The organism is Yoonia ponticola, assembly GCF_014199395.1.
In the GTDB taxonomy this organism is placed as follows: domain Bacteria; phylum Pseudomonadota; class Alphaproteobacteria; order Rhodobacterales; family Rhodobacteraceae; genus Yoonia; species Yoonia ponticola.
Genome location: NZ_JACIJM010000004.1, coordinates 400,747 through 412,558 on the forward strand (window position 1 = coordinate 400,747; position 11,812 = coordinate 412,558).

The 11,812-nt window shown below is 55.5% G+C and carries 12 protein-coding genes and 3 pseudogenes; 4 read left to right on the forward strand and 11 right to left on the reverse strand.

Annotation, left to right across the window (positions count from 1 at the left end):
* Nucleotides 1-49 precede the first annotated feature (49 nt).
* The gene (locus tag FHS72_RS09265; RefSeq protein WP_183528319.1) at nt 50-925 is read right to left on the reverse strand and encodes a methylenetetrahydrofolate reductase; all 876 of its coding nucleotides are present in this window, start codon (nt 923-925) and stop codon (nt 50-52) included.
* Nucleotides 926-1,095: 170 nt separating this feature from the next.
* Here FHS72_RS09265 and FHS72_RS09270 point away from each other — a divergent pair, with 170 nt between their 5' ends.
* Entirely contained in the window at nt 1,096-1,944 is an 849-nt protein-coding gene (locus FHS72_RS09270; protein WP_183528321.1) for a 3-methyl-2-oxobutanoate hydroxymethyltransferase, read from the forward strand.
* 2 nt (nt 1,945-1,946) lie between these two features.
* Complete coding sequence (locus FHS72_RS09275; protein ID WP_183528323.1) at nt 1,947-2,630, forward strand: class I SAM-dependent methyltransferase; 684 nt, start codon at nt 1,947-1,949, stop codon at nt 2,628-2,630.
* Here the strand turns inward: FHS72_RS09275 and FHS72_RS09280 are convergent.
* The 8 genes from FHS72_RS09280 to FHS72_RS09315 all read right to left on the reverse strand — a co-directional run bounded on the left by FHS72_RS09280 (nt 2,627) and on the right by FHS72_RS09315 (nt 8,347).
* Nucleotides 2,627-3,109 (reverse strand): MerR family transcriptional regulator, encoded by a 483-nt coding sequence (locus FHS72_RS09280; protein WP_183528325.1) that lies wholly within the window; start codon nt 3,107-3,109, stop codon nt 2,627-2,629. The genes FHS72_RS09275 and FHS72_RS09280 overlap by 4 nt on opposite strands.
* A gap of 31 nt (nt 3,110-3,140) precedes the next feature.
* On the reverse strand, nt 3,141-3,344 hold the full coding sequence (gene nrtS, locus FHS72_RS09285) for a nitrate/nitrite transporter NrtS (RefSeq protein WP_183528327.1): 204 nt from the start codon (nt 3,342-3,344) through the stop codon (nt 3,141-3,143).
* 100 nt (nt 3,345-3,444) lie between these two features.
* Nucleotides 3,445-3,981 carry a DUF305 domain-containing protein gene (locus FHS72_RS09290; RefSeq protein ID WP_246414607.1) on the reverse strand — a complete coding sequence of 179 codons (537 nt, stop codon included), beginning with the start codon at nt 3,979-3,981 and terminating at the stop codon, nt 3,445-3,447.
* 131 nt (nt 3,982-4,112) lie between these two features.
* Entirely contained in the window at nt 4,113-5,072 is a 960-nt protein-coding gene (locus tag FHS72_RS09295) for a c-type cytochrome (RefSeq protein ID WP_183528329.1), read from the reverse strand.
* 1 nt (nt 5,073) lies between these two features.
* Nucleotides 5,074-5,748: a cytochrome c gene (locus tag FHS72_RS09300; RefSeq protein ID WP_183528331.1), complete on the reverse strand. Its 675-nt coding sequence runs from the start codon at nt 5,746-5,748 to the stop codon at nt 5,074-5,076.
* A 41-nt stretch (nt 5,749-5,789) separates the two neighbouring features.
* On the reverse strand, nt 5,790-6,125 hold the full coding sequence (locus FHS72_RS09305; RefSeq protein ID WP_183528333.1) for a hypothetical protein: 336 nt from the start codon (nt 6,123-6,125) through the stop codon (nt 5,790-5,792).
* 211 nt (nt 6,126-6,336) lie between these two features.
* Nucleotides 6,337-7,893, reverse strand: a complete 1,557-nt coding sequence (locus tag FHS72_RS09310) for a multicopper oxidase family protein (protein WP_183528335.1) — start codon at nt 7,891-7,893, stop codon at nt 6,337-6,339.
* A gap of 73 nt (nt 7,894-7,966) precedes the next feature.
* Complete coding sequence (locus tag FHS72_RS09315) at nt 7,967-8,347, reverse strand: hypothetical protein (protein ID WP_183528337.1); 381 nt, start codon at nt 8,345-8,347, stop codon at nt 7,967-7,969.
* 225 nt (nt 8,348-8,572) lie between these two features.
* Here FHS72_RS09315 and FHS72_RS09320 point away from each other — a divergent pair, with 225 nt between their 5' ends.
* Nucleotides 8,573-9,862, forward strand: coding sequence for a GAF domain-containing sensor histidine kinase (locus tag FHS72_RS09320; protein ID WP_183528339.1), 1,290 nt, complete (start codon nt 8,573-8,575; stop codon nt 9,860-9,862).
* A gap of 98 nt (nt 9,863-9,960) precedes the next feature.
* Here FHS72_RS09320 and FHS72_RS09325 read toward each other — a convergent pair.
* Both FHS72_RS09325 and FHS72_RS09330 read right to left on the reverse strand, forming a co-directional pair.
* Nucleotides 9,961-10,473, reverse strand: a pseudogene (locus FHS72_RS09325) (IS3 family transposase); the annotation flags it as partial.
* A 65-nt stretch (nt 10,474-10,538) separates the two neighbouring features.
* Nucleotides 10,539-10,763 (reverse strand): annotated as a pseudogene (locus tag FHS72_RS09330) (integrase core domain-containing protein); the annotation flags it as partial.
* Between the two features lie 63 nt (nt 10,764-10,826).
* Here FHS72_RS09330 and FHS72_RS18480 point away from each other — a divergent pair.
* Nucleotides 10,827-11,753, forward strand: a pseudogene (locus FHS72_RS18480) (IS3 family transposase); the annotation flags it as partial.
* Nucleotides 11,754-11,812: the final 59 nt, after the last annotated feature.

Sequence of the window (11,812 nt, forward strand, 5' to 3'; positions counted from 1 at the left end):
CAATTTGCTTCGATATGGATCGCGGAAGCTGACATGCCTGCCGTGCCGATTACTTTGGCGTACCCGAGCGTGCGGTGATCCAATCAAAGGTTTTCCGCGCCCCGCCAAACGGGAAGAAATGCAGTTTCACTGGCGCTTTGTCGTTCAAGGTTAATGTCTGTGACAGCTCGTTAACCAGCTCTGTCGGCTCATAGCCTTTTAACAGCCCAACCATCGCGCCCGACCTTTTGCGCAGCGCCGAAAGCGACGGCCCTACCCCACAAAGCGCCGCGTATTTGATCAGAGACGGGATCGACGTCACGCCCGCGACCCCGATGTTGATCGGCGTATCAATGTCGCGCTCGCGTAACATGTTGATCCAACGAACATAAGTCGCGGCATCAAAGCCGAACTGCGTTGTGATTGAGGCCTGAATGCCGCGCACGGCCAACATTTCCAGCTTGTCCTCCAAGGCATCAAGCAACTGATCGCCATTGATCCTTGAGTGCCCTTCTGGGTGCCCGCTGACCGAAACATGTGCGAAGCCCAGATCGGAAACCATGGCATGCGACAGCACCGACATCGCGTCAATGTATGGCCCCTGACTGTCATCGCGATCCCCCGCGATAACCAGCAACCGACGTGCGCCGCCATCACGCGCAGCAGTCAAATGTTCACGCAGTTGCGCCTCGTCCGCAAAATGACGCGCACCCACGTGCGGTACAGGCTGATACCCTAACGCGACGATCTTCTTGCAGGCGTCTTTCAACCCTGCCGTGTCCTTTTGCGACAGGTGAGGCAGGTAAACCTCTGATCCCTTCACAAAGATTTCTGGCGGTGGATGAAACGAGCTGACCTTCGAGACTGGGATTTCCAGCGAGTAGTCATTCAATAGCGATTTTCGAGCTAACGAAGGATGGATTGACCAGACGGTTGACTGTGGCACGGTTTTCCCTCACGCTAAAAATCTAACACCTATGTTAGGTTATTCTAATTAGTACATCTGTCAAGAAATTCGAAAACACCGCGCGTTAGGTTGTGTTGGCACGTTGACACAACGTTTTGAGGAAACTGACTAGCGCGACGGTGATAACTGAAAATAAGGGAGGAACACCAATGACAAAGCGTCGCAAAACAAGGTTAAAGCATCTCGCCGAGAAGGTCGCAAAGGGAGAACGCATCGTAGGCATGGAATGCCACGACACCGCAAGCGCGATGATTGCCGAAGATCTGGGCATGGATTTGCTCTGCTGTGGCAGCCCCGGCCCGATGGGTTTGATGGGACACAAATCTATGGCCACGGTAGATTTTGAAGAACAGCTCTATATGCTGCAAGGCGTACTGCGCGGCGCATCCTCGCCGTTCATTATTTGCAACATGCCGAACACCACAGCCTGTATTTCCATTGAGGAATCCGTGCGCAACGCAGCGCGCGTCGTCAAGCTAGGCGCGGATGGTGTGCATATCGAACCCTCCATGGGCACGGTTGAGCATATTCGCGCCATCGTCGCGGCGGGCATTCCAGTTGTCGGGCATTTCGGCGTGCAAGGCGAACGGGCGGTGATGAATTCCGGTCACGCGCCAGCGGGTCGCACTGCCGAAGAAGCAGCGCAGATCGTTGAATTGGTGCGCGCTTCTATCGACGCTGGCATTTTCGCGGCGCTGTTCGAGCATACGTCAGTTGAGCTGACAAAATGGTGCTACGAGAACCTGCCTGTCGCTGTCGCGAGCCTTGGCTCTGGCCCGCATGCGCATGGTATTTTCCATGTATCGCGCGACATCATCGGTTGTTCCGTGTTCCCGATCCCACCCAAACGCGAAGTGTTCGGCGACGTGATGGGCGAGATGCGCAAAGCCTACACCGAGTATTACAATCGCGCCTCTGGCGGCCAGTTTCCGAAACCGGAGTTGTCGCACACCATGCACGACGGCGAGATGGAAAAATTCGCTGAGTTAATGAGCTAGAAATGGAGGCAGAGCCGGTGAAACCAGATCAGTTTTTAGCATGGTTGTCGGCTCTGCCTTTGCACAAGGAAACGAGCGTCGAATGCGGGGCCGGACATGCCGAGATCGCGCAATTTCTGGCAAGTCGTTATGCAACGTCCTACGCCGTTGATCTTGATCCGATCCCTCTACCCAGTGATACCGCCGTCAAAGCCATATCTGCCGATGCGGCAGATTTACCGTTCGATGACGCGTCGGTTGATTTGGTCGTGTCGATGCAGGCGTTGCATCATTTCGATATCGCGAAACACCTGAATGAGGCGCGGCGCATTCTGCGTCCGGGCGGTGTTTTTGCGGCGCTATGCTGGGGGGAAATGTCCCTGCCCGCTGACGTCCGACGCGCCTACGATCCCATCTTAGATGCCATCGCGCCGTATTGGGAAGATCAACGTCCCTTCGCGCTGTCCGGTTACGACGGCCTTGCATTTTCGGGTGTCTCAATCCCCCGCCCGCAGGCATTCAAACGCGCCAAGTGCAATTTGGACAGGTTGGAAGGGATCATGGCGACGTGGTCGGCCGTGCAAGGTGCCGTGAAGGATAGCGTCGATTTACCCGAGCCTGACTTGTCGAAGTTAACCATGGACGAAGAGGCGGAATTTGACGTCAGTTGGCCGCTGGTTGGCCAGATATTCAGAGTACCCGCCTAGGTCGATTGCCAGATCATCTGCGCCATGTCGGGCCGGTCAGCACTTGTCTGCATCGGGCAATCCGGACACGTTTCTGGCGTAGGTTTGTTCTTGCATCCCTGACAGCCTTTCAGCAGTCGAACGGTGCGGCGAAGCTCGTCCTGCATCGCCAAAATCGCTGCAGCTTGATCCCGCAGATCGTCGGTCAAATTCTCAAGAATACCCATCATTTCAGTGCTGGATTGATCGCCCGTTTCATAAGCCCGCCTGCGCGTTGCTATGGTTTTAATCACTTCAACAGAAATGTTCAGTTCGCGCATCCGCATCGCAAGCTGCGCGATAGCAAGTTCCGCGTCGCCATAATAGCGCGTGCCGCCGTCCGACCGACTGGGGGAAATGATGCCCAACTCTTCGTAGCCGCGCAGCGTGCGCACGCTGAGACCCGACACCTTTGACAACTCGCCGATCTTGTACATTTTGCTGTCGCCGTTATGCGCCATACTGTCTATTCTCACTATCCGCAGAGCAAAGTTAACGCGCCCGCAAGGCACTGACCGCACCGTATGTCGCGACGCAGTACGGCACCGTATAGGTCAAAAGGCACTTCAAAAGATTAACGGACCCCGCATACATTAACTGGTCACCCTGATTGATCAGGTTGAGCACGGTGCCAACGATCAGCGCCACGATCAGGGACCGTTTCACGATATCCGCACGAAAGGCAATCTTAAGCATGACGCTCAACCAAAAAATCTAACATTCGTGTGAGATAGCACATCAAGGGTTAAGATGCCAGCTTCGCCTATGCGGGAAAGACTGGTGGTATCAGCGACCGTTACTCGCCCTCGGGCGAGCGTGGTGTACCCGCTGGCGCGTCGCCATTGGCTTCGATGTCCGCGATATAACGCTTCATTTCCGCGATCTCGCCGCGCTGCGCTTCGATGATTGCATCTGCCAATTCGATCACGCGCGGATCAGAAAAGTTCGCCCGTTCACTGACCAAAATAGCGATGGAATGGTGCGGGATCATGGCCTTCATCCACGCAACATCACCCACTGTCGCTTGCGTCCGGACGAGCGAAACGCCCGCGATAAACGCAATCGCCGCACCTGCGAAGATAGCGATGTTGGCTTTGCGATTTGAATACATGCCGAGCATAAAGATGAGCATGATGATCGCCATCATCCCGCCCATATACAGCGCCATCCACATCCGCGTTTGCGAAAAGAAGACGTGGTCGATTGCGTAGGTATTCAGATACATCAGCCCGTACATCACGACCGTCGATGTGGCGATCATCGCAAAGAAACGCCCGTATCCGCTGTTGCCGTGTTGTTTGGCGTTAGTGTGCTGCGTGGTATTGGTGTTCATTACATGGCCTCCCAAGGTGTTGAATTGGGAACGAGAGCCCCATAGAAAATTAACGTCCAGTTTTGGAATTGGTTCCAGCGGCACGATGCAAGCTAGCCACGCCGCGACATGAACAGCTTGCATCGCGCTACTTAGTTCATTGTCATTCCTTCATGCGCCATACCCGCCATCCCATTATCGGCCGGTTGTTGTGCGGCGGGGCCTTTGCCATCCATCAAATAGGCCGCGATCGCTTGCCGATCCGCTTCGTCCAGAAACGATGTGCCATCGCGCACGGCTTCGGCCATGCTGCCGCCAAAGACGTCGCCGTCCGGCATCAAACCTGTGCGCAAGGCGTAGGTGATCGCGGCCTCGTTCCATCCGCCTGCTGCGAGGTCCGTGGCGGTGATCGACGGTGCCGTGTTGCCCCCCGGCAAAGCGTCGTTGCCTAGAAACTGCTCGCTTGGTTTCAGTCCGCCAAGCAGATTTCGGCCCGTATGACACGCGGCACAATGCGCAGCACCGTTAACCAGCTCTTGACCTCGGTTCCATGCGTCCGACTTGCCCATCACCGGCGATAAATCCGTGACTGGCTGCAGGAATGCGGCGCGCCATAACTTCAGGCTCCAGCGTTGATTGAATGGAAACCCCAGATCGTGTGGCGCTGCGGCTTGCCCCGCAGGCGGTACGGTCTGCATTGCCGCCCAGAGGTCAGCGATATCCTGATCCGAAAACGCAGCGTAGAACTCGTAGGGAAATGCGGGGTAATACGCCTGCCCATCTGGGCTGACACCTTGTCGCAACGCCACGGCGAACTGATCCATCGTCCAGCCACCGATACCGCCAATAGGGTCTGCGGTAATGTTGGGCGGGACAAACGTGCCAAACGGTGTTTCAAGCGGTGCGCCCCCCGCAAGCGCGGGCGTTCCCGCATCGACATTTGTGTGGCACGCGATGCAGCCGCCGGACCGCGCGAGATAAGCGCCGCGATATGGATCGCCTTGCAGCATCCCAAGCGTTTCCTCTTTTCCGATAGGCCACGAGGCAACCGCGCCGATGAACGCGCCACCCAATATGGCGGCGATAATTCCGAACCGAAATAAACCTCTCATATCAGCTGCCATTCCGGAAGGCTGAATGGCATGACGCGCATGTACTGCTAATCATTTCAAACGCTTGCGGGGCGGCCATCTGCGTAAAATCGAACCCGCCTGTTTGTGCATTTGCGCTGGAGGACGTCTGTGTCGGGGTTGGCGCATTGCGGTTCTTTGGTGGTGCTACCCCCATCAATTCGGCAACCGAGAACGGTGCGACGTCAGTGCCCGAACGGTCCGCCATGTCGTCGCCCATTTGCATGCCTGCATGGTCAACCGGATCGGAAGGATCAATCGCTGCGGGAGTTGGCGTAGGACGCGATAACCCGTTCGGTGCAGCCAAGCTTAACCCAAGCCCGTAAGCCCGCAGTTGTTCTGATAACGCTGAAAATTCTTCCCAGCTTTCCCAGATTTCGGGCTTGGCGTAGGAGGCCGCAGCGATCTGTTCTTGCGGGAACAGTTTGGTCATATTCGCGCCCGCATGCGCAATGATCGTGGCACCCGCCACTTGGACGGCCCGCACGTCATAGGCCGTTTGCCCCTGCATCATCGGGGCCATCTGCCGCATCACGCCGCGCAGCGCGACCATGCCGTTCATACGTTCCAGCGTCACCCCTGTCGCACCGTTATGCGCCAACACAGCAACCCCAATAGCGGACATCGCAATGCCGCCGACTAAGCTTTTCTTATTCATGATTTTTCCGTCAGTTATTTTGTTTAAGACAAGATGTCAGATCACAAAAACACTGTTCGTGGCGGCGGTGTGTCGAACTCGTCCGCGCGATTGGCACGCACGACGGCTTCGATTGGGAATTTCGACGCATCTTTGATGGCCAGTTGGTTCAAACCCGCGCCTTCAAATTGGCTGAAAATCAGGTTGCAAAAGGTGGCACCATGGCACGACGCGGCATGCGGCGCGGACTTTGTGACAGCTTGGTCAACAGCACTGCTCTCATGGCTGTGCTCGGGGTCAAATGTGCCTGCGTTGATCGGTGCGGACAGCAATACAAACACCATCGCCAGCAAAGCGAACAGCCTATTCAAGACGATAATGGGGCGTCCCAAAGTCATGTTTGTTTCCTGTTGGTCGGACGCTGCCGACGATTTATTCCGGACTTTTAGCCCGCGTTTGTTAGTGCCTCGTTACCACAATCGGACCGCGATCACCAAGGTTTCTGCACATCAGTAGCAGTGGATCGCCTATACTGACGATACAAAAAGCCTGACGCAGACAAGGTCCCGAGAGCGCATTCACGCCCTCGGAACCGATTTCGTTGACGGGTTAAACCGCACTGACCGCGAGTTCGGTCATCATGCCCGTCGACAGGTGCGGCATGTGATGGCAGTGCAGCATCCAGCGTGCGGCCTCGCCTGCATCGAGTGCAACCGTCACCTGCGCCATCGGCGGCACGTAAACGGTGTCACGCATGGCACCCCGAATGGCCTGTCCATTGATGTTAATCACCTGAAAGACATGCCCATGAAGGTGCATCGGGTGGCCCATCATCGACATGTTATGGAACGTCAACGCAACCCGTTCGCCGCTAACCACAGAAATAGGCGTGTGATCGCCCCACGTCTGGCCATTAATGGTCCAAAGGTACGGGTCCATGCTACCATTCAACATGATCATATGGCTGCGATCCACCGGACGATCAGCCAGCGCATTTGTGCTTGTGGCGCGCAGCATCAATTCCTGTTCCATGTTGATATCAAAGGCAGGTGACGCCATGTCTGCCATGCCGCTGATTTTTTGGATTGCGGCCTGCGGGGTCGCGAGGATGATGCCAGTGCGTTCACGTTCGCCTTCGCGTAGTGCAAAGATCGGGAATGCGCCCTCGCCCGTGATATCAAGTTCGATATCAAGACGTTGCGCCATCGCCATTCCGAAACGGGTTCCCGTCATCGGTTCAACATCATGCCCGTCAACGGCCACAAGCCGCGCCTCAACGCCGTTTGTATCAATCCAGAACGTCGTGGCAGACGCCGCGTTAATCACACGTAACCGGACACGCCCGCCGCGATCCACGCGGATAACATCGGGGTCGTTGAGCGTGCGATCATTGGCCAGATAAGCGTCGAAGTTGAAATCGTTCAGATCCATCTCCATGTCGCCCATCGCGGTATCACCATCCATGTCCATCGTGGAATGATCCATGCCAGCCATCGCACCACCGGACATATCCATGTTGCCCATCGCGGTGTCCCCGCCCATGTTCATCCCAGAATGGTCCATGCCTGCCATCGCATCTGGCTGGGCCGCAGGCGCGTCCATCTCGCCCATATCGTGGGTCGCCCCCCCGCTTGTGATCTCTTCCAAGACCTCGGCTGGCGATTTGAACGAAAAGTCATGCAAGAACATGACGACGTCCTGACGGTCGGCGGCCACATCGGCGTCACTGCGCACGATCAAAGGTGCGGCCAGCAGGTTCATTTCCTGAACCGGCACGTGGCTGTGCATCCAATGCGTGCCTGTTGTGGGCGCATAATCGTAGCTGCGCGTTTCACCGGATTTCAGCAGCGACATCGGCTCGTTCGGCACACCGTCCTGCCGGTTTGGCGGCAGTTGGCCATGCCAGTGAACGATGGTGTCTTCGGTTAGCGTGTTGGTCAGATCGACCTGAAACCGTTGACCGGGGTCCAAAATGATGCCCTGCGCCCCTGCCCCATTGGTCAGACCAAACACGGTGGCCGCACGCCCGTCGATATCAAGCACCCGCGTGCCAGCGGTCAGCGCCATCGGCGAGGTCTGCGCGAAAGCCATGCGTGGAAGTGTCGTTGTCGCGGTCAACGCAGCGGAGGCCGCAAGAAAACCACGTCGTGAAAACGTATGTGTCATTTCAAAAATCCATCTGGCGCCAGTGGCGCACTTTATCTGATTGATGCCTAACCTTGGCACCTGCGAAAAAGTGTCAGATGGTACGCGGTGGACGCTCTGGCATTTCAGGGCGGAACAACGCTCTGGTATCGACATTCCAGAACTGGATTTGTGAACTATATTCGCCGCGTACAAGCGTGATCGCGGTGTCAGCTTCGGTCCACGTCGTACAGACCATAAAACAAGCCTGCGACATGTCATGCGAGCCCGTGTCACTGTCGGATGTGTGTCCCGCGGGGGCGTGTTCAGCGTGCGGCATGGCTTGCGCCGTCATCTGCGAGGGGCCGTTTTCCATCTGCATGATAGTCTGCACCAAAGACAAGGACAGCACGAGCGTCAGTGTCACGGCGAAGGTAAATCGCCGAAACAAAAAACCCAGCAGTGTCGTGCCCTTATTTGATCCATGTCGTGCCATATCATCGGGCTATCCAACATCCGAAATCATGTCAATTCACGAGATTGTTTAGAGTGGCACGAGCATACGGCACGCTTCACGACACGAGCAAATTGTGAGAGCAGTCGCGAAAGATCCGCAGCGCGGGTCACGGTTTTTCCAATCTTCGCTTGCACCTGCGTCCTTCATCAGATCAACCAGCGCGTGAACACTGCCGTTTCGGCCAAGGACGCGAGGAGTTGACACATGACGATACCAATCCCGACGAATGAAGCTGAAAGACTGTCATTTCTGAACGACATGAGGCTCGATGCTTCGCTGCCATTTGATGAAATTCAAGGGTTATGCGACGTCGCCTCGCGCTTGGTTGGCGCACCGATTGCTCTGGTCACGTTGATTGATGAGGATCAGCAGGAAATTCTTGCCAACATCGGCGCAGAGGGCTTGGGCACAACCAGCAGGGAAGCGTCGTTTTGTACGCATGCGATCATGGATAGCGAACAATTCGAGGTCGCGGACACCCAGCTTGACCCCAGATTTTCGGAAAATCCCTTTGTGGTCGGTGATCCAAACATTCGGTCATACCTTGGGACGGTGTTGGAACCAGCGCCTGAAATGCGTCTCGGAACGCTGTGTGTTTTCGATACGAAAACCAGAACCTACACGGCGCAAGAAAAGGCGTTTTTGGCAAAGATCGGAAAGGCCATCAGCGCCCTTTTGATCGCGCACCGTGACAACCTGGAACTCGCAGACTACTCGAACGAAGTGACCGTCAAGAACGCCAAGTTGGCCGAATTGACGGCTTCGCTTCAGCATTCGTTGGAAAAACTGGTCGAGGCAGAGAATGTCAAAAACGAGTTCCTATCCGTGGTCAGTCACGAGTTGCGCACGCCGTTGACGTCGATCATGGGCGCGCTCGGCTTGATGAATGAACGCTTTCGGACGGACGAGCCGCAACGGACACAACGCTTAATCAGTATCGCCACGCAAAACAGCGGACGCCTTTTGTCGTTGGTGAATGATATTCTTAACCTTCAGCGGAACGAGTTCAGCAATCGCGAAGTGAAGCTGGTCCCTGTCGATCTAAACGAGATGATCGAAACATCCGCTGAAGCATACCAGAACTATGGCGCCGATTTAGATGTGACGCTGACCGTTTCGGGTGCCGGACAGCCCTGCTATGTGCGTGGCGACAAACATCTGCTGGATCGCGTTATTGCGAATATCCTTTCAAACGCCTTCAAATTTTCGAAAACTGGCGGAAACGTCGAAATCAGCCTGCGTGATGTTGATAACCAACCTCAAATATCCGTCAAAGATAACGGGGCCGGCATTCCTGAAGGCTCGAAGGAAAAAGTTTTTGGCCTGTTTTCGCAGGTGGATAGCTCTGACAGCCGCGCAGCACAGCGCGGGACAGGTTTGGGAATGTATATCTGCCAGAACATCTTGAAGCAGCACAACGCGACAATCGACTACGAAAGCGAGGTGGGTGTGGGAACGACGTTCGTGGTCACGTTCAATCGGCCCTTCATTTAAGAGGTGCTGAGCTGAAAGCTTTCGGACGTTCAGCAAGTGAAGTGGTCCCACTATTTAGGACAGTTTTACGGCTTAGCTAAGATGTAATCGGGTTGGTGTTATGCCGCCTTTTGGTTACGTTCTGTGTCGAAGAATGCATCGTCGTGTGATCGCTTGTCGAGGGCTGTGTGTGGCCGCTCGGAGTTGTAGAACCCGATCCAGTCGTTGATCACGCGTTTGGCTTGGAACCCGTCCTGCAATTCGTGCAGATAAACGGCCTCCTGTTTGAGTGACCGCCACAGCCGTTCGATGAAGAAGTTGTCGAGATAACGACCTCGACCATCCATGGATATTTTGACATTGGCCTCAGTTAGAGCCGTGATCCAAGCCGCACCTGTAAATTGCGATCCTTGGTCCGTGTTCATAATTCCGGGCTTGCCGTATTTGGCGATGGCCTCGTTCAAAGCCTCGACGCAGAAGCTTGCGTCCAGCGTGTTCGACAGCCGCCATGCCAACACCTTTCGGGTCGCCCAGTCCATGATCGCGACCAGATACAAAAACCCACGCCGCACAGGGATGTAGGTGATGTCACTGCACCAAACATGGTTCGGCCGCGTGATTGGTGTCCGTCGTCAGGGTTTTTGGCACCAAAGGCGGCCTAAACTAAGAGAGAGTTCGGCTCATCTCGTTGGTTGCATTATGCGGCGCGTTGTCTGTGATGCAAGCGTCGCGTTTCGAGTGTCTTACGTTTGATCCTTTCCCGTTGCTGTAGAATGGCTTTGTCGCGTCCGAGGTATACGTCGGCGGGTGTAACGTTGTTCAGGCTTTCGTGGTAACGCTGGTGATTGTAGTGGTCGACGAAGGCTTCGATCTGAGCCTCAAGATCGCCGGGTAGGAAGTAGTTTTCCAACAGGATGCGGTTTGACCTGCGCCCCTAAAACTCCTCCAGATTTGTGTAGAGTCCGCCCAACAAAAGGACGGACAAATGAAGACACGATTTACGGATGAACAGATCATTCATTGCCCGGCAGGCGATTGCGTAGCAATCTGCCGAGAGGGGCGATGATCAAGGAACAGGAATCTGGCGAGAAGACTGCTGATGTGTGTCGGCGGCACGGGATCAGTTCGGCGACGTTCTACAAATACAAATCGAAGTATGGTGGCATGGAGCCATCTGATGCGAAGCGGTTGCGGGCGTTGGAGGAGGAGAACGGTAAGTTGAAGAAGCTGCTGGCCGAACAGATGTTGGATAACGCGATGCTACGAGACATCAATTCAAAAAAGTGGTGACGCCCGTTGGGAAGCGGAAAGCCGTGGCGCATTTGATGGATGTTCATCAGGTCAGTCAGCGACGGGCGTGTGATGTGCTGCAAGTTGATCGGTCAACAGTGAGATATCTGTCGCGCCGTGGTGGTGATGCTGAACTGCCCCCCTCTCGGCAGATTGCTTCGCAATCGCCTGCCGGGCAAGGGATGCAATCAAGCGGGCTTCCCGAGAGCGACGTCGGTTTGGGTGCCGCCGCATCCACGTGATGATCGCGCGGGAGGGCCTCGAAGTGAACCACAAGAAAGTGAGGCGTATCTACCGCGAAGAGAAGCTGCAGGTGCGTCGCAAAGGCGGTCGGAAACGTGCTTTGGGCACAAGGAAGCCGATGGTGTTGCCTCCCTCTCATTGTTTTCAAGCAAACAACTGCCGGGCAGTGGATGGCCCAAACCAGCGATGGTCATTGGATTTCGTATCCGATGCACTGACAGACGGGCGTCGTTTCCGCATCTTGGCAGTTGTCGATGACTTCAGCCGCGAGAATCTGGTGCTGATCGCGGACACTTCGTTGTCTGGTCAACGCGTTGCTCGGGAACTGGATCGCGTCATTGCTGAACGTGGCATGCCAAAGACGATTGTGTCGGACAACGTCCTATGCGCGGAATGATTGGCTGATTTGGCATCAGGTCATTGTCGTATCGAGCCGTC

Excerpts from the sequence above, each read along its gene's own strand:
- FHS72_RS09270 (WP_183528321.1), top strand. The coding sequence starts at position 1,096 with ATGACAAAGCGTCGCAAAACAAGGTTAAAGCATCTCGCCGAGAAGGTC.
- FHS72_RS09275 (WP_183528323.1), top strand. The coding sequence starts at position 1,947 with ATGGAGGCAGAGCCGGTGAAACCAGATCAGTTTTTAGCATGGTTGTCG.
- FHS72_RS09280 (WP_183528325.1), bottom strand. The coding sequence starts at position 3,109 with ATGGCGCATAACGGCGACAGCAAAATGTACAAGATCGGCGAGTTGTCA.
- nrtS (WP_183528327.1), bottom strand. The coding sequence starts at position 3,344 with ATGCTTAAGATTGCCTTTCGTGCGGATATCGTGAAACGGTCCCTGATC.
- FHS72_RS09290 (WP_246414607.1), bottom strand. The coding sequence starts at position 3,981 with ATGAACACCAATACCACGCAGCACACTAACGCCAAACAACACGGCAAC.
- FHS72_RS09295 (WP_183528329.1), bottom strand. The coding sequence starts at position 5,072 with ATGAGAGGTTTATTTCGGTTCGGAATTATCGCCGCCATATTGGGTGGC.
- FHS72_RS09300 (WP_183528331.1), bottom strand. The coding sequence starts at position 5,748 with ATGAATAAGAAAAGCTTAGTCGGCGGCATTGCGATGTCCGCTATTGGG.
- FHS72_RS09305 (WP_183528333.1), bottom strand. The coding sequence starts at position 6,125 with ATGACTTTGGGACGCCCCATTATCGTCTTGAATAGGCTGTTCGCTTTG.
- FHS72_RS09310 (WP_183528335.1), bottom strand. The coding sequence starts at position 7,893 with ATGACACATACGTTTTCACGACGTGGTTTTCTTGCGGCCTCCGCTGCG.
- FHS72_RS09315 (WP_183528337.1), bottom strand. The coding sequence starts at position 8,347 with ATGGCACGACATGGATCAAATAAGGGCACGACACTGCTGGGTTTTTTG.
- FHS72_RS09320 (WP_183528339.1), top strand. The coding sequence starts at position 8,573 with ATGACGATACCAATCCCGACGAATGAAGCTGAAAGACTGTCATTTCTG.